The following is a 20,704-nucleotide window of genomic DNA, read 5'->3' as shown; positions in this document are numbered from 1 at the left end:
ATCTCAGTGCCTATACATGCTGGTTTACAATATTGGTACGAACAGCAAAAATCAAATCCAGTTATCGAGCAACATTGCCAACAACTCATTATCCAAATGAATGCACTCATTAAAAGAACTCAAGGACGCTTGATCAAGCACTTGTCGATTGGCTTCTCTGTTGTTGAAATTGATGAGTATTTTCATCGTTGTGTTATTTATATTGATTTAAATATGGTTCGGACTGAACGAGTTCAAAATTCCTTGGATTGGCAGTATTGCAGTTATTATGAACTATTCTATGGTAGACCACGATATCAAGTACTGTCAGTAGCTAAGGCGCTTGAACTTTTAGGGTATCGCTCAATTGAAGAGTTTAGAGAAAATCATCCGCTTTTGATAAAAAAATTATTGAAGAAAAAAATGTATCAAGAGAGCCTTTCTGGACTGAAAATAAAGTGATTGGTACAGAGACATTTCAAAAAAATTGATCTCAGCATAGAATTTATTGGCCAATAATCATCATTTCTTATTTTAGGACTCGAAAATAGCTATTAAGAACAGAAGCTTAAGTTTTTTGGGGCATCCTATTGTTTATTAACGAAGATTTTTTGTCAGACCGCTATATCAGTTACTTGCCGGATTTATATAGCACGTTGATTTTAACCCTCCTTATTTTCTGACTCTACTATACTTATAAACAGAACTATTTAAATCAAAAGTTAGCGATGGAAGAAAAGCATAACCTTCAAAAAACAGTGATTGTAGCTTTAGATATAAGTAAGTATTCGGAAAATTTTGGCGACTTTAGTAGGCTATCTACGTTAAGAAAAACAGATTTGGTTACCCAGTCTATCAGAAATGTTTGTAACAATTTATCTAAAACTCATCCAATGGACAAGTGGATTATTTCATGGAGAGAATATGGAGTATCCGATGAGTCAATTTCAGATGTTGATAAAAAAATTTTTGAATCAACAATACAAAATTTGTGCAAAGAATTTCCTAATTTATTAATTATTAGTGGGAATATAAAAACTCGTAAAGAAATTAACTTAGAAAAGGCAAAGGAAATTCATGCTTTATATGATTCTTATCAGTATTTAGCTGAAATTGAAGAACAGCAAACAAAAAACGTCGATAAACACTATATAAAAAAAGAACGCGAAAAAATTAATTCAGTCATAGAATCCGCCTCAACTCAGCCTATTCTAGCAGTGAGATCTACCGCTTTTTTATTTAATGCAGAAGGTACTAGAAAACATGATAAACTTGCACCTACTGACGAAGCTGGAAAAACAGAAATCCACCACCCTGCGAAAGAAAAGAACAAGGCTTTTTTCTTTAGTTTTGGAAATGAAACAATAGGCATAGAAATATGCAGGGAACACCATTTTGGTTTGCTCAGAAAGGAAGGTGAAGCATTAGGTATTAAGAAACCTTTATTTCATTTTGTTCTATCCGACACGATTGCATTAAATTTAAACAATTCATTTGGAAAATTTATTGTTCATATCGACAGTTTGGAAGAACCTACATTGATTTTATCTCCAGGCCAAACTCTTAATGATGTTGTTTTTTATGTTTATGATTTATTATCTAATAATCCACAGTTAGTAGAAAAAGAAGCAGTATATCCTTTTAAGTATAAATTTCTTGATGAAATTGAAAAAGTAAAGAATAAATTTTCGAACGACCCTCGATTTAACCATTTCACAGAAGAAACTAAAAAAGTTGAAATTACTAATATCAATATTGACGCTGAACAATATGATGCATATAAATATCTAATAGAACGTGGGTTAAAACAAAAAAGGCCGTTAACATACGGAGAAATGTTCTATTCATTTTTTATTAAAGCTGATGCAAACGAAGATCCATTCCACACTTGGTTAGCTGGACTAAGTGAATTTTTAAATAATGAAAAAGCTTCAGCCCAAGAAAACTCTGTTTATATAGATTTAAATCCTTTTGAGATCTGACATCATCAATCTCAGCTCAAAGGGTCAGGCCTTGAATCGTGAATCTTGTGCTGAATACGCTTTTAACTCCTTACATTCCTGAGCGTCAATAGATTCAATCATTAATTCGCTCATTTTGTGGAATAAAATGTTACCAAGGTTTTTTCTCTACGAGCGATCATTGAACAAGCACTTAATGATGAGTACATTAAGAGTAATCCGCTGGATAAAATTGTTATTTCTAAGTTGTTAAGCAAACTAACCAGCAAAAGTAATTTCAAAATAGACCCATTTGATAAAAATGAAGTCAAAGCTATTTTAGATACAACGCACCACGAACAGATCAGGAGTCTCGTTCAGTTTGCTTTTTTTACAGGATTAAGAACACCCGAACTTATAGCTCTTGAATGGGAAGATGTTGATTTAGCTCATGGGATAATAAATGTCGTCAGAGCTCTAGTTAAAAAACAGATTAAAGGAACAAAAACAATTGCGGGTAAACGTGTTTTTCATAATCCACGGACGAATCAACCATGGGAAACCGATCACCAAATCCGGCGAACTGCTTGGATACATACTATTAAACGAGCAGGTATTAGATATAGAAATCCTTATCAAACAAGACATACGTATACCAAATGGGGCATGTTGATACTGAAATGGTTATGAAGACCTATGGCAAATGGATTCCTAATGAAACTTCTAAAAGAGGATACGCACCTATTAATAATTGGGAAGATTATATTAGTAGAGAATAGTAAAAATGTTTTAAAATGCGATAAGAGCTGTAAACATTCTAATGGAGGTCAAAAACTAGATTTTTATCAGCGTTCTTTATGTAGTAAGCCATGATAGATTAGACGAATTATGTCTGCAATCTCCTAATTTTGGTTTTTTACTTAGGGGTTGGCTTGCCTCCCGCTTAGAAAATCATCTGCTTTATGAAAAGCAAGCTCGATCAAACCAAACAATTTAAAGTTCTGGTGCAAGGCAAATGCATAATGAAGCATCAGTTAAATTTATATTTAAAAAATAAATGAAGTATGGATGAGGTTTAAAACTCCAAGTGGTGAATAATTAAAACTAACATTGTTTCACGCTCGAGGATTTCCTGTCCTTAATGGGTAGTACTAGTTTCACAAATCATGTACAGATTAGGATCAGGTCTTTCCTATTTCCTCTAGGGATAAAGGAAAGACCTGATCCCATTTATGTGAAGGAAAATTAATACATCGGGAAATAATTATCAAGAATTAATTCCTGAATTATGGATAAAGGCAAATAGCAAGATCTGACCCTAGACTTGCTAGACTCTTGATTCGCCCTGATTTATCCACCCTTATTGCGCAATTGTTCTCTTTTTTTCCTACTATACTTTTTATACGGCTCATCAAATCCTGTGCTAATCATGTATTCTAAAGAACTCAATCCAGATACGTTATATTCATGTGATCATTACTGGGGGAATGACGTTTCATTTCCTAAAGGAACTCAAGTGGGCAAAGACAGTTGGTTTGAAACCAAAATAGATCATGTCATTGGCTTAAGTGGTAATGATACAGGGGAGGGTCCGGGATTGGTTATCGAAGATATCGAGCATTCTGATGTGGATATGTTATGGACTTCAGGCCTCAATGGATGTATGGGATTAGCCATCCTCGGCATCAATCCAGTAACAAAAAAAACAGACGTTTTTTTTACTCATGCCAGACACTATGAGAAGAACGATGCCACTACAGATAAGGATAATCCCATGTCTTTGGCACGTCAATTCGTACAGTCGCATGAAGGCATTCGTGTTTTTTGGGGTACCGACTTCACGAAATATGGGAGTCAAACAGATGCCAAACGTCAAGAGGCTCAAAAAAAGCTCAGCAATACTTTAGGGTGCTGGGTCCGGAGCGATGATTGCTTTAATACTGCCGAAATGACCTTTTTCCCTAAACATAGTCTCCTTATACCCAAGTTACCTCCATCTGCATACAAGGATTACAAGGAAGACAACAATCGAGAGCGGAAAAAAGAATTTTCTGATAGTAAACAATTAGAGGAGTATAAACCTGACCCAAGCATAGAAGGTGAGATCCGCTTACATATTGCAGCCTTACGTAAAGACCGGGCATCTTCTGCCCGCTTATATCATCAGGATAAAAAAAGAGATTTGAAAATCCAAGCGCTAACCGAAATATTGGAAGCTTATCATGTAGGCAATTATGATGTATTAAGGCAATACCAGAGAGCAGCGGAAGATAATAAATCTCCTTATATGGATCCTGATGGGAAAAAGATATGGGATTCCACCCAAGGCAAAACAGTAGAACTAGCGCAAAAAGCAGCGCAGGATGCGTTTAATAAGATTAGAGATATGGGGAAAGATGGGTGTGGATTACAAGAAAATGGAGAAACCATCCCAACTTATCGTCAATACCACCCTAAGACGAACGCTGAATTATCATCTTCATTTCTGTGATAACCATGCTAATGGAGCCGTTTATTTAAGATTATACATTAATCATAATAAAATCAATGAGTTAAGTGGAGGCGGCGGGAATCGAACCCGCGACAATTTCTCGTAACTTATTGATTTATATATGCCTAATTTTCTACTTGCTAATTCTGGGGCGTAAATGGGTCAATTTTGATGCTTTTTCTCTATCACCTAAAATCATAAGCCGCGATCTCACATTTAAGCCTATTAACTTCTTGAGTTTTCTGTTCCTTGCTTCTTCATTTAATGTAACATATAATTTACATTAAATCATATAATGTAAAACTTATGATACATTAAGGGTTAAGAAATGAGTAAAAAAACACATTTGCCCATTCCGGTACAGAAAGTTTTAAGAATATTGGGCAAGAATATTGGTGATGCGCGCCGTCGTCGTCGTATAGCTATGGAGCTTATGTCTGAACGTTGCGGTTTTTCTCGCCCCACTTTATCCAGAATTGAAAAAGGCGATCCAAACGTATCTATGGGTGCGTATGCGTCTGCTCTTTTTGTTTTAGGAATGTCTGAGCATTTGACACGCGTTGCTGATGCCTCTCACGATATTGTCGGGCGTGAACTTGAAGAAGAAAGTCTACCTAAAAGAATCAGATCGCCACAAGGTAATAAAGGGGAAGCAAATGAGTAGCCAAGAAATTTATGTTTCGATTGAGCTTGGCGAAATAACTCACAAGGTCGGCAAGCTCTGGTTTCATCAGCGTGGCGCAAGGCAAAGTGCGTCCTTTGAATATGATCCTGAATGGCTGAAACATTCGGAAAAGTTTGCTCTTGATCCAGCTCTTCAATTAACCTCTGGCGCATTTCATACCACCCCAGACCAGATTTTATTCGGTGCTATTGGTGATTCGGCACCTGATCGCTGGGGTCGTGTTTTGATGCGCCGAGCAGAAAGTGTGCGCGCTAAATCAATGGCCGAGACAGCAAGAACATTGTCAGAAGTCGATTATCTGTTAGGCGTTAATGATGAAGCTCGTCAGGGCGCTTTACGTTTCTCACTAAAAGATGGCGGGCCTTACTTAACCTCAAAAGATAAAGAAAGCATACCACCTTTAATCAGCCTACCTCGATTACTTTCTGCAACGGAACATTATCTTAATGACGAGGAAACAGCTGAAGATTTGAAAATATTATTGGCACCAGGTTCATCTCTTGGTGGGGCGCGGCCAAAAGCATCGGTCAGAGATAAAGACGGTCATCTTGCAATTGCTAAATTTCCAAAAAAAGATGATGAATTTAACGTGGTTGTCTGGGAAGCTGTTGCCCTGACCCTTGCAGAAAAAGCGGGTATTAAAACAACCGATTGGCGTCTCGAAACAATCATGGATAAACCGGTACTGATTCTCCGCCGTTTTGACCGTCACGAAGGTCGGCGTGTTCCATTCTTATCTGCAATGAGTATGTTAGGCGCAAAGGATAATGACCTCCACAGCTATCTTGAAATCGCATACGCCATCACTCAACACGGTGCAAGTCCAAACAGTGACTTAGAAGAGCTGTGGCGGCGTATCATCTTTACCGTATTGATTTCAAACACAGACGATCATTTAAGAAACCATGGTTTTTTATATGAACGTCATAAAGGTTGGAGGTTGTCACCTGCCTATGATGTCAACCCAACCCCCGTTGAAATGAAAGCACGGATGTTATCAACGTCGATAGATTATGATGATCCAACGGCCTCTATTGATTTGGCGCTTTCCGTTATTAAGGAGTTTCGGATAAAAAAAACAAGAGCACTTGAAATTATAAAAGAGGTTGCGATGGCCGTGAGTGAATGGCAAGCTGTTGCTAGCCAATTAGGATTGACAAAAAGGGAGATTGACCGCATGACCTCAGCTTTTGAGCATGAAGAGTTGAAGAAGTTATAATCTGATTTGCATCGGAAACAAATTCCAATCAAGAAATAATGAATCTTTAATCAATTGTATTTAAAGGGCTTTGTGTGAATTCAATGGCTAAAATAAGCCTTCGAATCAAAACCCAATCAAGAAAATTTACTTAAGACTATTTTTTCACTTGACCAGTCAATGGCGATGACCAGTCATTGACTGTTGTATATCCTGCCAAAGTTGATGTGTCAGGAATCCATCTACCATAATTTTTAATAATCATTTCTGTATCTTTATGCCCCATTTGCTTCGCAACCCATAAGGAATTTTCACCAGCGGAAAGCATCATAGAAGCATAAGTATGGCGAGTCTGATATGGGTTGCGGTAGCGAACTCCTGCCTTTTTTAAAATATGAGTCCAGCAGGTTTTTCGAATTTGACCGTCTGTTTCCCAAGCTGTGTTAGTGCGAGGGTTATAAAAAACACGTGTCCCCTCAAGGAAAGTAAATTTTTTTTGATTTTGCAGAGCTTCTAGTGCTGGAGGAAGTAAAAGCACATCGCGTTGACCTGATTTTGTTTTGGTGCCTTTTTCTTTTTTAAGAACCACGGCCCTTGATACCCTTACAATCCCATTTAACCAATCAATATCGCCCCATTCTAAAGCAATAAGCTCAGAAGTACGTAAACCGCTATAAAAAGCAAATTGGAATAGATTCCTTGATTGATCTTTAGCCTCCGAAAGAATGGCTTTAATTTCTTCCTGATTAAATGGATCTACCTCCCAATTACTGCTGCGAGTTTTTTTATCAACTAACTTAGATAAAACCAATCGATCTAAAGGATTTGATGTAATCATTCCATCATTTAATGCTTGATCTAAAGTATTTCTTAATGGGGTTAGAATATTTCGTATGGTTTTTAGCGTCAATTCGAGTTTTGTCACATAATTACGAATAATCATGGATGACAGATCTTTTATAGGAATATTGCCAAATGCTGGGTATAAATGTGCTTCACATGCTTTTCTATAGCCATTAAAAGTACTGGGCTCAAGTGTTTTTTCAGCAATTTCCATATATTCGTTGAGCAACTCACCCACAGTAGATTTCATCACTGAATAGCCAAACATTTTTGACCTTTGTGAATTTGGGAAATAATCCTGATAATTAAATGTACCCAGACTAATAGCGTTTAAAATTTCACCTCTCAACCTTTCGGCATATTTAATATTTGCTTTGGTTGGTTCAATTTTTAAAGTTTCACGACATCTAACACCACGATACGTAAAATCAATTCTAATACATTTACTGGAATCTAACTCTCGAACACTTATCCCACGCGCAACCGGATATTCGTTGCTTTGTTGCCGTTTTCCACCCATCGTTCAACCTCAACTAAATTAATCCATATATTACCATCAGGCCCCACTTTACATTGTACACCATCTAACCACATACCTCGCTTTCGTTTAGCGTGAACTGCATTAGAAGTGTCCCCCGATATTTCGCAATATTTTTTTAATTTTATCCATTTCATAATAGATTACTCCACTCATGCACTAAGTTGTCTAAAATTTTTAGGAAGAGGTAAATATTTTTTAAGCTGCTTTTCTCGACTATTTATTTCAAGAATCATTTGATATAACCGTACTAATTGCATTTCAGAGGAAAAATTATGGGGTACGAAGTTTTCACTATAAATGGCACTAATATTTTTAATTGATGAATTTGAAAGATCTGCAATATTTTTTAAGGTGTAGTTTGTAGACTCCAAAATATATTGAATAATTCCTTTATAAATTTGTAATTTGGAATTGTTCTCCATGAGTAATTCTCCTTTGACTATCTTATTTAATAGCTAACTTATTCATTAAAAGTAAAATTATCCCGCTATTTTATTTGGTGGATTAACCAACAACATGATATATTGGCTATAATTATTCTATTTAAGATTATTTTAGCAGATAAATTGAATAACTTTATTCAATTAAAGATAATATACATACTATTTTATGTTTAAGTCAATCTGTTTTGAATAATTTTATTCATTTGTTTGGGCTATTAATGACTGAGATGACATTAAGCAATAACTTGCAACAACTCATGCGAATACATGGCAATATTTCTGTAAGTGAGTTAGCTCGGTTAACCGGTATTCCTCAACCAACTATTCATCACATTCTGACAGGTTCAACGAGAAATCCACGAAAGAAGGCATTAGAAGAACTGTCTCGTTATTTTTCTGTTTCCATTAATGAATTAACCGGCCAAGAACCTCTACCTGCTGTTATTCCTGATGCAGTTAAGGAAAATTTACAGATCAGTACCATACCTGTTATAGAATGGGATTCATTAAAAAAATGGCCTTCAGAAACAGTCAAAACCCACGATACGCAAGAAATATTAATTGATAAGAAAATTGACAATAATTCTTTCGCATTAGTTATGCCTGATGCATCAATGGAACCTCTTTTTCAACAAAATAGTCTTTTAATCTTTGATTCAGGTAAAACACCTAAAGATAGGGATTTCGTAATAGTGTACTTATCAAAAGAGGATAGAGTCGCATTTAATAGATTATTTATCGAAAATAATACCTCTTATCTGCGACAGGGTTTAGAAGATGGAAGTCTTAAACTAACAAAATTAGACAAACCTAATGATCGGATTCTCGGCACTCTTATTGAAGCGCGGATTCAGTATTAATTTGGTAATCATTCCCGCGTTCTTCATGTAACCCGAATATAAATGGATTAAAGTTTGTATGAATATCATAATGATCTACCTGCTCTGCTTTCTTAAGATATTTGACCACCAACCAAGCGGGAAAAACCATAATGACTGCACAGCACATTTTCCATAAATAACCACAAACCATCATCCATCCGAGATGATGCTCCGTTAGCTTTCCAAAATAATTAAGCATATCAACAATTACTGTAAGCAAAGCCTGGCCTAAAGCAGTTGATAAAAGGCTTCTCAATATAAAAAATTTTCCCTTTAGAAAAATCTTCCATTTTGAAAGTAGATAAACATTAGTCAGCTCTCCTATAAGCAAACCAACTAATCCTGAGCCTACATACCTGAGTGTAGGATCAAACACAATTTCATATGCTGAAGCTTGCGTGAAAAAATCGGGCGCAGGCAAGTGGGAAACCGTAATTACAACTAAAGAAAATAAGAATTCAGCTAAAACACCAATCCAAATAAATAATCTAGGGTATGCATAACCGTATACCTCACCAACAATATCACAAATACTAAAAGTAAGAGGAAATACAAAAATACCCCCTGGCTCAAGCATCGTTCCAATCTGAGTTATCCTGCTTGCCAAGCACACTGTTGATAGCAAAAAAGTTAAATAAAGTCCGAGCAATAAGTAAGGGTATTTATATTGCTTTTTGCGAGTTAACGCATCAAAAATTTCCTTTCTCAAAAGCCTCTCCTACATCAACTATTTACTTTTATTAACTAATTCGAATTCCTTAACTGTTTCCCTAACGCCTGCCATATATCCAATTCTATTCGCATCTTCGGGTTTAAACCTTGCTATTAAATCTTTATCTTTTGAAAGTTCAGAGGGAGATTTTTTTATAGTAGTTGCTTTAGATTTTGATTTTATTTCAAGCAAGTACTCATCTACTTCAGGGGTCATATGCTGAACTACAATAGAGTAATCAGGTTTTAACCGTTCTACCGTAGCCATATAAGTCAAGGTTCGAACTGTTTTAGGATCCAGATTCTCAATTAACTCATTGTCCATGATAATATCGCTGATATTTTTTTCTTTTGTATGTCTTTCAGATAATTTAATTACTGCTTTTGTAAAGCCAGTTTTTTTACATTCAAAAATATCTACAATTTCATATTTAGGTTTCTTTGCTGTTTCTGCTACAAATTCCTTTAACATGGCAGCAAACCATTCATACCAACTGATCCTTTCTTTCATGATCCCTCACTCAAATTACGCCAATTGCACCAATACTCTCTTTACCATACTCTGGTAATAATAAGTCTTCTGGAAATTGACCACTTCTGTTTATGTATTCAGAGTGCTCAATTGAAAAACCAGCTTTTAACAAACTTCGATCTATTACTTCTTTTGTGATCCAATGTACAAATGTTGGTAATGAACTTGCCCGTCCACTGCTTTCAAATTTTGCTGGTTCAGTAATTTCACCTGGCCATTCTTCCTCATTCTCTACTCGTCTATTGAATTCAGGAATAAAACGTTGCCAATTTCTTAAAAACGGTGTTTCGCAAACGATATATATTTTACCTTTTGGAGCTAACAGTTTTGATAATAAGGCCAAGGATTCTTCTATCTTGGCACCAGAGAAAAAATGTAAAACACGGCAAATCAAAATAGCATCAAACTGTTTCTCAGGAAGGCCTATTAATTCATTTGGCAACTCACCCGGTACAAGAATTAATTTACTACTATCTCCCGTTAATGATTCACTGAGGTCATCTGTTGTTTCCATGAAACGCTGACGAACAACAGCTAAATTTTCCGGATCAAAATCATTGCAAAAAACAGTTGCTCCTTTTGCAATAGCTTCCAATGTTGCCGCTCCAAAAGCGGCTCCTATTTCTAATACTTTACCCCCATGCTTAGCTGATAAAGCTGCATGTTCAATGAACCGCTGAGAAACTGGATCACACGGGGTTGTTGTAAAACCTCCAAAAGGATTATGAGTTTTCGTAAAGATACCTGTAGTCTCTCTGGTAAGTGGAGCATCTACACTCGAAACACTTTTCGGGTTAGTAACAACATTATTATCGTGGTCTATACTAAAGCCCTCAATTTTTGAGATAAGCCAAGGTAGATCAAGAGTTCGCTCTGCTACGAGACTTAATTCATCAAATAACTTTGTTGTTTTATCAATCTGCGATTTAAACGATAGGAGAAATGTAATTGTAGGAGTACCGAAATGATGCTCCCATCGCTTGGCTCTGATAAACTGAAAATCTTTTTTCAGTGATTCCGTGTTTAGATGACGATAAAAACCTTCAAATAAAATGGTTGCTTGAGTCATACAGAGAGATTTATTCTTTTCATCGCTTTTGATTATCTTATCTAACTCAGCAAGCAAAATAAGATTTTTTTCTGGGACACCATTGCTTTTATTGTCATTTTCAACGGTTTCTTGAATAGCTTTGCAAAAATCTAAAAACTCCATTTACATCATTCCTACTTCTTAAAGTTTATGCAATATATAATTAAGACTAATTAATTTCAATAATTTTATTCAAATAATTTTGTTAGGCAGGCCTACTAAAACAACCCCTCTCGTGAGTTAGAGCTAGTCATGAAACAAATACACATCATGCGTGCGAAACCATATGCTAATTCGCTTGGATAGAATGCCAGCATACTAATAATAAATTAATCTAAAAAAAGAAATTTAAATAGCCCGATTCGTCATTTAAAGCCAAGATAGCCTATATAACCCCAAGCAATACAAAAATAGACTATTATTTTAATAAATATACAAATATAAAATTTAACATGGCAACTAATACAAGAAGTCAATTAACGGATCTGATTGTAAAAAGATTAAATGAAACTAAAGAGCACTTGAAACAACAGTTTTTTCTTGAGCATCCTATAAAAGTTGCCCGTTATTTTACACTGGATAACCTTCTTCCAACTGAAATTGCTGAAAAAATATATGCTAACTTTCCTAAACCAAGTGAAATGCATCTATTAAATATTCCTGGAAAATTAAAGCTAAAATACAGCCACTTAAAAGATGTATCCAGTTTACTGCAAGATATTAATTTTGCGATTCAAGACCCTCAAGTTGTCGCTTTGATTGAAGAGATAACCGAGATTAAAAACCAAATTCCTGATCCATCAGAGTATGCTGGTGGAATTAGTACATTACTCAAAGGATATCGTCTTAATCCTCATTTGGATAATTCGCATGATGTAGGAAGAAAACACTATCGAACTGTAAATGTCCTTTATTATGTATCCCCTAATTGGCGACTCGAAAATGGCGGAAATTATGAGCTATGGGATAAAGAAATTAAAAATCGCATTGTTGTTCCTAGTCTTTTTAATCGCCTGCTTGTGATGGAAACAAATCGAACCTCTTGGCATGCTGTGAATCCGGTTTTATGTGACGCGCCTCGATGTTGTGTATTTAATTACTTTTTTTCTAAGCAATCTCCTGAAGGTGAAGAATATTTTTTCAATGGGAATTCATTTAGCGCTCGACCTGAACAAAAAATTCGTCGTGCAATTGAGCGTATCAAAAACACATTCATAAGAAGATGAGGATTTATCAATGCAACTGGGTACACACTAGGGAGCATTGAACGATGTTGAGAAAAGGATCAAATAAATGTTATTTGCTTTAGTTGTTCTCTTCGGTGTTGTTATGGTTCTTTTTTCAGAGGAGTTTAGCAAATCCTTCAAGAAGCTATGGGCAATAAAAGGAGCTAAATTACTTCTACCACTGTTTGCTGCTTCTTGGTTTATCTATACTTTTGATTTTTTGTTTGTTGGGGTAATCTTTTATTTGCATCAATTTTTGCACGATACACTGGCCTTTTTAATAAGGATTATGCCTTTTCAGCAAGGTGCAGAATCCATAGCATTAGTCATCTTATTAACATTTTTTTCTGTTGCCCCTGTGCTAATTATTGATTTTTTTACTCGAAAGAAAAACTATAAGGGTTATCAATACCCCTATATAACAAGTACAATAATTTGGATATTTTGCGTTGCTCTATTAATAATCATCTAATTGTTTATACCATTCACAGCACAGAACAATTTTTAAAAAAGTGAATAAACAAGAGAACGTTAGCCGATTTTAATCCATTTTAATCGAGCCATCGCCTTCTCTTTTACCTAAAACATTTAATACATAGTCCCAAATGATACTTGGTACATTGATTCGCGTTCCATCAGAGGGATTAAGATGCAAGTCGATATAGGGAAAGCTATTATTTTCAATAATGCCAAATTGTTGCTTATGCCATGGAAGAGAAATATCCTGACAAATAAAATCAAGACCCGTAAGGGGTATATTGAGGACTTTATGTACTCGTTCCAATAACAGTTTATTCTCTGGATGGATTAAATCAGTAACGTTACTAATTTTTGCACCACTACCTATAGTCACTTTTTTTGAAATAAAGATTTGTTGTCCTTTGTTTATTACTGCGTTAAATGCAACTCCCTGAGCCTCTAGTATTTTCTTCAAGTAACTATTGAGATTAATTTTGCGTGAATTACTACCACCTGCAGCTTTATTCTTTTTATCGATTAATTCAGCCAAAGTACTGAGACCATCACCAATCACACTTCCAGGTTGGCGCATCACACAAGCGACTAATGAGTCATCAATAATTAATGACCGATAAACATTGCCAGGAATATGTTGTTCAACCAATACACGAAAATCAACTTGTTTTACTATTTTAATTGCCTCTTTTAATTCATTTGGCGTTTGAATAGTACAAAAGGCATGAATACTTAAGGATTCGGATACGGGTTTCACAGCAAGAGGGAATCCTAATTCAATACCATATTGATAAGCGCTTTTACTGGAAATAAAAACCTTTCCTACAGGACAGGGTATTTTTTGGTTTAATAATTTCTTTTTGAGAATCCATTTATTATCGTATTTGGTATCATCGTCAAAGTACGTATTGTTTTGATAGAAAAGAGAAATAGGGGTTTGCGTAAAATAATATTTTTTGTTATTGAATACCAACATAAAATACAACGTATGTAATTGGGACTCCTTAAAATTATACAGTTCTAATCCCCTTCGTTGCGCTTCATCCCATAGTGCAAGTACGCTATTATTAAATTGGTTCCTATCAATGCTATTGGTTTTGGTAAATAATTTTAATTTTTGAAAAATAGTAATGGACATCCTATTTAATAGATTATCGAAACGTAAAAAATCCTGCTCTGAGAGGAGAAACGTTTTAGATAAAGCATAGATCAATGGATTGAATATAAAATAATCGAATAAACTAAAAAATTTCCTTCTAACATGACAGCGTTTTTCAGGATAGCAATGCTCACAAATTTTATCATCCATCACCGTATACTCCCTTATATGTATGGTGTCATCTCAAAATGTAATAACGCTTTTATTTAATCCGTCAGCTCGACCTTTTTTATATTCCTAATATTAGTTTCTTCGTAACCTCAAAGCTACCCCCAAAGGCACGAAGCAATTAGTTTAAAAAGACTTACCTATGAGAAACCCTGATTTAAACCCACAATAATTATCCTGTTGATTTTTTTCTTTTCTCTTTTCTGGTGTCAAAAATCCTAAAGTTAATGTTTTTGCTTTGGGTAAAGAGGCAGTGAGTCGTTCTGATTCTTCACTCACAGTGGTTCCTTTTTCTAATTCTTTGGGTGTATCTGGTTTTTCTTCCATCTTAGGCGATGTTTTCTTTAAGCAATTGGAGTTTACCCCATGAAAATTAGTTATTCCTTGTAACTCATCAAAACTCCGTGCAAATCCATAGGTTTGAAAAAAGTAATTAAATACGTGATCTATCTCTACTTTGGGAGAGATGATTGAATCTGCTAGAATATGGCCATTATGTGAATTGGCAAAATAAACTACCGCCGACTTGTCTTCTAAATTCATTGCCACCCATGCTCTGTATTCATTCATATCACCGGAATGATAGGCTCTCTTTGCACTATGGATACGGCCTGTTACAGAGGAAATTAATTTTAACTCATTCCCTTGGGCTAATTTATAGGACTCGGTACATTTTGTTTTCAGCCTATTAAAATCATCCTGATTACTCTCAGTCAATTCAATCTTACTAACCGTTCGACTGGTTTGATCTGCATAAAAAAGCGCATCATTAAATAAAAGGACCGCATTTCTATCCTCCAATAAGCCTTCGATAGAATCAAATGAAGATTGGCTTGGATCTATTGTCATTTTAATAAGACCGCACCCACATTGCTTATCGGTTTGTAGTCCAAAACCTAAACCCCATGCTACATGGTTTTTATCCTGTTCTAATCCATTGACTTCCATTGGCCAGTTGCCAGGCAAATAATCATTGTTCATGGAGAGATTGGGTTGAAATGCATACTGTAGCGCTTCATCATTCATCCAGGTCACTATAAATTTGGCATAATCACTTGGCGTTGTGTAGAGGCTATTTGCTGCTTGCGGAGGCTTGCTTTTATCGAAATGATAGCTGCTGTGCTTCATTTTTAATGCGTTTTCCCCAAAGATGTGTTCTTGGGCAAGTGTTTCCAGATTTGAGTCCGTTAATGCCTCGATGACTTCTTGCAAGTAAGCAATTCCTGGACCTGAATAAGCGTATTTTGTGCCAGGGTCAAACTGAAATTCAATGAGCCCTTTGCGCTCATCATGCGTAATGGGTAAGCCTGTCGTATGGGATAATACCATTTCTGCGGTCAAAAGCTTGGCCTTATCTTCATCTTCTTTGCGAAATTTTTTTAGTATCTCTGGAAAAACTTCATAAAGCGGAGTGTTTAAATCAAATTTGGCGTTAAATTTCCCAAGACCCGGTTGGGCTTCATTCGCATTATTGGCTGCTATTAATTTTAATACCAAATAGGCAAATACAGGTTTACTCAGTGATGCAGCTCCAAAAACTGTTTCAGGAGTTACGTCCATTGAGGGGCTTGAGTGAAGATGGTCTGTAATCGAGGTAATCTCACTTAATTGATCATCGGACAAAATATCTATTTGTTCGTCTTTGGCGAAACTTTTACGAAATTCTTCTAACTGATATTCATCCAGCTCAAGCTTATGAAGCTTATCCTTTGATTTGTTATAATAAAGTACACCTTCCTCGGTCAGGATGTAATACGATTTATAAAATTTGCTTTGCTCCTCCTTAATTTTAGCCACAGGCATCTTCAATAACCCACATTGGGTTGAACTGACAGTGCCTTTCACGAATGGCGGAGAAATAATTCCTTCATGATTGACTGTGACAACCGATATGCCTGGAATATCGGCTTTTTTCATCACCTCTTCCAATGTCATTTTTGATGTGGGGGCAGTTGCTTTTTGTTTCTTCTCTATAATTGGCTGAAATGCTAAATCGAGAAAGTGATAAGCAACATACCCGCGTTCTTTGTCGAATTCAAGGCGAAAATTGAGATTGTTTTCTGGTGAAAAAATGTTGTCACCAACAGGAATAAGCTTATAACTTTGTCCGAATGACTTGAGCTTAAGTGACTCTCCTTCAATGCTTAATTCATGAGGTCCATACTTGCCCGTATATTCTTGTAATTTTTCTTTACTTACCTCAATTGGGTTATCCAAATCATTTAACCATGCAAGGTGTTTTTTGATCTGCTGCTCAGATTCTAAATCTTGAAGCAGTGCTTGTTTGAATTTGATTATGGCAGTTTTATAATCACCCTTTAATTCAGCTTTTATGCCTTCCTGTTGCTCTTTCCAACCAGGCCTATCATAACACTCCATATGTTTCGTCAGTTCAGTAGTGTATTTAGGCTCCAATTCAATGGCCTTGAGTAATTGGATTTTTGCAGTAACGTAATCGCCTTTTGATTCAGCGATTAATCCTTCATGTCGTTCTTTGTAACCGGGTTTATCATAGGGCGTATAATCATATTTGCCACAAAGGTAATCAAGACCTTTTGTTACACCAACAACAGGAGTAACTAGCTCCTTGGCAAGAGACAAGCCATTTTGGCTGTTCGCAAAATAACAAATTGCAGAACCAGTATCAGGGTTTATTGCAACAAATGCCTTCGCGCCTGGTGCATCTCCCCAATGAAATGCCAATGTTCCTTCCTCTGTTTTTTCTAAACCCCATCCTAATCCCCAAAATACGGATTGTACTATTTCTTGAGGAATCTCTTTCTTTCTTGCTGTTTCATCTTTTTCTGTTGAGACGAGTTCTTTCATTGCTGTCTTTCTCAGCATTTGCTCTTTGAGTAGTGCCATGACAAATTGTGCATAATCATATGCTGTGGTTTGTAACGAGCCCGCTGCAGTGACTTCGTCTTTATAGCGTTGGGGCTGCATTAATTCATTATGACGGGATGCAAATTGTGTTCCTGGCTTAAAACAAGCATGTTCAAAGTGACTGTTTTTCATTCCAAGTGGTGTAAATACATATTCTTGTGCAAGCGTTTCAAGACTTTTACCCGTTTTTGCTTCAATTACTTTCTGTAGATAGTGATACCCTTCTCCAGAATAATGGTATTGGTCACCCGGTTTGAATTGGAACTCAAGTTGATTATTACCAGGTTCCCAGTTAGGCAATCCTGTTTGATGCGACAAAATCATTTGTGGCGTTAAAGACGCTACTTTTTCTCTGTCCTCACTCTTAAAGCGCCCATATTCTATTTCAGGCAAGGATTGTGTCAGGAAATCTGGTGGCAGTTGGTCTTTTTCTATCAGTTTTAATACTAAATAAGCAAACAGTGGCTTGCTCAAGGAGCACGCCTCAAATACAGTAGACTCATCAACACAATCTCCTGAATCCATATCAGAAATACCAAGCGCACCGCTCCAAGAAAGTGTTCCATCAGAAATAGTAGCAATGGATAGTCCAGGAATGTAGGCTTTTTTCATCAAATCGTGCAACATTTCTTTTTTTGGTAAATCAACGGGTATTAAAGAGGGTTGCTCTTTTGCCCCAACTGTTTTTTCATGATCCGTTTCGAGTTGAGGTTTTGGTAAAGGATGTTTCAATAAAAAGGTTTTTTCCCCATGGATAGAAAGGATTTCCACGAGATCGCTTTTGAAACTTAGCTTAAACGAGGGATCCTCTTCCGGCAGAAATTCGGTTTCTGATATGCGTACAAGCTTTGTTTCAACATTAAAACGCCTGCAGATTAAGCTACCCTCTTTTAAGTAGATTTCTGCTTCATTGTTATAATTTCCTACAAAAGTTTCCAATGGAGCGGTAAATACTGTTTTTTCTAGAGAGGAAATTTGATGAACTGCATTCGACCATTCCAAATGCCTTAGCTTAAGCGCTTTTTCAAAATAAATTCTTGCCTCTTCAAGTCTGCCCTCTTCTTCACACATCTTACCCGCAATTGTTTCTTGCCATCCGGCCTCATCACTTTGACTAAAACTCATATAGTTAAAGAGTTCTTGCATATCCCCGATAGGAGGTAAAATAGGAGAATTCAAAATTTGAGTGGCGATACTCATCCCATTTTCTGAATTCGTAAAAAATACCGCACCCTTTTTTTCTGTAACATTTATGGCAATAAACGATCGTGTATTAGGGTTTGCACCCCATTGATAGGCGATGACTGCATCTTTATTTTTATAAATATGCCAACCTAACCCACAGGTTTTCGCAATATTGTAATCACTTCTTGGCTCAAATGCTTGTTTTATGATGGGATCATCCATACTATCCAACCAAGCACTCATCAATTTTGAAAAATCATTAGCTGTTGTAAGCAGTGATGCGGCAGAATGAAGTGGTGGATCTATTTCTAAAATGGGAGTCGATTTTCCCAGCTGAGTATGAACCACTACAATATTTGTATCGTCTTCTGATTGCGGCTGGAACGTAGAGCGATTCATTTTTAAAGGATCAAACACATACTCTTTAGCCAACTTTTCTAAATTTTTACCCGTTTTTGTCTCAATGACTGTTTGTAAAAAAAGAAACGCTTCACCTGAATACGAATATCCACTACCTAGATCTGACTTAGGATCAAATGCTAGTGGTGAAGATAAATTGGGAGCCCAATTGGGCAAGCCTGTGGTATGTGACAATACATGTCGAGCAGTTAATTTTTTAGCCTTTTCAGGATAGTCACCATCCACCTTGAATCGTTCATATTCATGGCCTTCTTGTTGAAGAATAGAAAGTAATGGCTCATCCAAATCGATTTGCTTCTCTTTGACCAGCTGTAACACCAAATAAGTAAATACAATTTTACTCAGTGAAGAGGCTGGAAATCTCGTATTACCATCTACGGAATTTTCAGTACCTGTGGATTGAACATTTTTTTTGCCAAGAGCAAGAGAAGTTTTTGCAAGTCCGTGTTGGTGTTGTTCATTAGATTCAACATAAGCATAACTTACAGCGGGAGTATGAGCAGAATCAATTATTTTTTGTAGTTGCCCTTTATTACGTACAAAAGTTGTGAGTTCTTGATGAAGCATCATTTTTTTATCATGCATGTTTTTTCGGTCTATAATGGTTTTTTTTGTGTCTTCTACTCGTTTTGCATCCTCCTCGTTTTCAAGCAAGATAACAGGCAGTTGACTCACCGTACCCAGATAATTTTTAAGTGCTGTTGGTGGCTGTCCATGCTTGATGTATTCATCAGCGATGAGAGAGTATGTCCAGAAATCTCTGAGATTAAAACTAAGTTCACCCTGATTATCTTGGAGAATTTTATCTATTTTTTCAAAATCACCATGTCGCGCATAGGCGAGCATTCGTTCTCCTATTGATAATTCTTGAGAGATTCTCCATAAATCTTTTGAATCGATGGTGACATCATGAATAACAGGCTCTAAACCAAGCTTCATGGCACATACATTGACTGCTCTAATGTTGGCCGGTGAAAAATAAGCATGAGTAAAATTAACAAAACTTGTTAAATCCACTTCTTTTTCAGAATGTAATGCATCAAATAACTCCTGGGTGTATTTTCCAGTATCATGCTTTATCGCGCTGCCTATTTTAAACTGCCAATCACCCTTTTCATCTTTAAAAAACAGAATGTTTTCAAATCCCATGGCATCCAGGATGATATTAGTCCTTTGATAAAAATCACGATAATGATTTAAAAATTCAATCATGACTTCCCGAAGCTTAGGATCGCTATCCAAACGTTGCAAAATGGCACCGATTCGTTCATCAATGAGCGCATAATCATTAAGCTCAAAATCTACTCCAGTATCGTCTTTATGAATAAGCGTTTTATGTGCCTTATCAAACAAATCCTGGTTATGCTCCATCAAATAAATATCAAGTTCTGCAGGTTCTATTTTAAAATCAAATTTTACTTTAGATTTGAAGCATTTCTCATAGGGAACAATGGATAACGCAGCACTTTGAGACTCTTTTCCAGGAAGTTGTACTTGACATGTAATATGCTGTTCCCTAATGCAGCGTTGTTTTCCATCTTGATCAAAACACTCGTATAAAACCGCATATTTTTTCTCTAATTCTTCAAGCGCCGTAGGATTTGGATTTTGTTTCATTAACTTAATAACAAAAGGCGCATCTGGAAATCGATAAAGTATGTGAGTTCCACCTTCAGCGATACGCAGAGCTTTAGTTAAATCAATTGCACCCGATTCAGTCTTTGGTACTGAGTGAATGAACTCTTGTTGTGCTAATTCACCAGACATTTTGTTCACTGATAGAATTTGAGCGATTTCTGTATTTGATGTGGACATAATAGGAAAACAAAAAAAGAAGTATTGCGCACATTTT

Annotated in this window: 16 protein-coding genes; 9 read left to right on the top strand and 7 right to left on the bottom strand. The window is 36.1% G+C overall.

Annotation, left to right across the window (positions count from 1 at the left end; translation table 11 throughout):
- Window positions 1-6: 6 nt before the first annotated feature.
- The 6 genes from Lpar_RS05035 (at window position 7) to Lpar_RS05010 (ending at window position 6,314) form a co-directional block, all read left to right on the top strand.
- On the top strand, window positions 7-441 hold the full coding sequence (locus tag Lpar_RS05035; RefSeq protein WP_058516890.1) for a hypothetical protein: 435 nt from the start codon (window positions 7-9) through the stop codon (window positions 439-441).
- A gap of 266 nt (window positions 442-707) precedes the next feature.
- On the top strand, window positions 708-1,961 hold the full coding sequence (locus Lpar_RS05030; RefSeq protein WP_058516889.1) for a hypothetical protein: 1,254 nt from the start codon (window positions 708-710) through the stop codon (window positions 1,959-1,961).
- A gap of 225 nt (window positions 1,962-2,186) precedes the next feature.
- Complete coding sequence (locus Lpar_RS05025; RefSeq protein WP_058516888.1) at window positions 2,187-2,609, top strand: tyrosine-type recombinase/integrase; 423 nt, start codon at window positions 2,187-2,189, stop codon at window positions 2,607-2,609.
- Between the two features lie 739 nt (window positions 2,610-3,348).
- Window positions 3,349-4,410 (top strand): hypothetical protein, encoded by a 1,062-nt coding sequence (locus Lpar_RS05020; protein WP_058516887.1) that lies wholly within the window; start codon window positions 3,349-3,351, stop codon window positions 4,408-4,410.
- A gap of 328 nt (window positions 4,411-4,738) precedes the next feature.
- Entirely contained in the window at window positions 4,739-5,074 is a 336-nt protein-coding gene (locus Lpar_RS05015) for a helix-turn-helix domain-containing protein (RefSeq protein WP_006869944.1), read from the top strand.
- Complete coding sequence (locus Lpar_RS05010) at window positions 5,067-6,314, top strand: type II toxin-antitoxin system HipA family toxin (protein ID WP_058516886.1); 1,248 nt, start codon at window positions 5,067-5,069, stop codon at window positions 6,312-6,314. Before Lpar_RS05015 ends, Lpar_RS05010 begins: the two co-directional genes overlap by 8 nt.
- Before the next feature lie 136 nt (window positions 6,315-6,450).
- On the opposite strand, the gene Lpar_RS05005 is transcribed toward Lpar_RS05010, so the two are convergent.
- Window positions 6,451-7,656 carry a site-specific integrase gene (locus Lpar_RS05005; RefSeq protein ID WP_058516885.1) on the bottom strand — a complete coding sequence of 402 codons (1,206 nt, stop codon included), beginning with the start codon at window positions 7,654-7,656 and terminating at the stop codon, window positions 6,451-6,453.
- A gap of 170 nt (window positions 7,657-7,826) precedes the next feature.
- Window positions 7,827-8,099 (bottom strand): hypothetical protein, encoded by a 273-nt coding sequence (locus Lpar_RS05000; protein ID WP_058516884.1) that lies wholly within the window; start codon window positions 8,097-8,099, stop codon window positions 7,827-7,829.
- Between the two features lie 239 nt (window positions 8,100-8,338).
- Here Lpar_RS05000 and Lpar_RS04995 point away from each other — a divergent pair, with 239 nt between their 5' ends.
- Entirely contained in the window at window positions 8,339-8,980 is a 642-nt protein-coding gene (locus tag Lpar_RS04995; protein ID WP_058516883.1) for a LexA family protein, read from the top strand.
- Here the strand turns inward: Lpar_RS04995 and Lpar_RS04990 are convergent.
- From Lpar_RS04990 to Lpar_RS04980, 3 genes are read right to left on the bottom strand one after another with little or no spacing between them, the layout of a single operon-like run.
- Entirely contained in the window at window positions 8,955-9,710 is a 756-nt protein-coding gene (locus tag Lpar_RS04990) for a queuosine precursor transporter (RefSeq protein ID WP_058516882.1), read from the bottom strand. The two genes, Lpar_RS04995 and Lpar_RS04990, sit on opposite strands and share 26 nt — an antisense overlap.
- Before the next feature lie 18 nt (window positions 9,711-9,728).
- Window positions 9,729-10,223 carry a hypothetical protein gene (locus tag Lpar_RS04985; RefSeq protein ID WP_058516881.1) on the bottom strand — a complete coding sequence of 165 codons (495 nt, stop codon included), beginning with the start codon at window positions 10,221-10,223 and terminating at the stop codon, window positions 9,729-9,731.
- A gap of 10 nt (window positions 10,224-10,233) precedes the next feature.
- On the bottom strand, window positions 10,234-11,457 hold the full coding sequence (locus Lpar_RS04980; protein ID WP_058516880.1) for a class I SAM-dependent methyltransferase: 1,224 nt from the start codon (window positions 11,455-11,457) through the stop codon (window positions 10,234-10,236).
- Between the two features lie 329 nt (window positions 11,458-11,786).
- Here Lpar_RS04980 and Lpar_RS04975 point away from each other — a divergent pair, with 329 nt between their 5' ends.
- Complete coding sequence (locus Lpar_RS04975) at window positions 11,787-12,560, top strand: 2OG-Fe(II) oxygenase (RefSeq protein ID WP_058516879.1); 774 nt, start codon at window positions 11,787-11,789, stop codon at window positions 12,558-12,560.
- 67 nt (window positions 12,561-12,627) lie between these two features.
- On the top strand, window positions 12,628-13,032 hold the full coding sequence (locus Lpar_RS04970) for a hypothetical protein (protein WP_058516878.1): 405 nt from the start codon (window positions 12,628-12,630) through the stop codon (window positions 13,030-13,032).
- Between the two features lie 69 nt (window positions 13,033-13,101).
- Here the strand turns inward: Lpar_RS04970 and Lpar_RS04965 are convergent, their stop codons facing one another.
- Entirely contained in the window at window positions 13,102-14,343 is a 1,242-nt protein-coding gene (locus Lpar_RS04965; RefSeq protein ID WP_058516877.1) for a hypothetical protein, read from the bottom strand.
- Between the two features lie 144 nt (window positions 14,344-14,487).
- Complete coding sequence (locus Lpar_RS04960; RefSeq protein WP_237759344.1) at window positions 14,488-20,619, bottom strand: serine hydrolase domain-containing protein; 6,132 nt, start codon at window positions 20,617-20,619, stop codon at window positions 14,488-14,490.
- Window positions 20,620-20,704 lie beyond the last annotated feature (85 nt).

It is taken from the genome of Legionella parisiensis (assembly GCF_001467945.1).
GTDB lineage: Bacteria > Pseudomonadota > Gammaproteobacteria > Legionellales > Legionellaceae > Legionella > Legionella parisiensis.
This window is presented reverse-complemented; position numbering and strand designations above follow the sequence as displayed.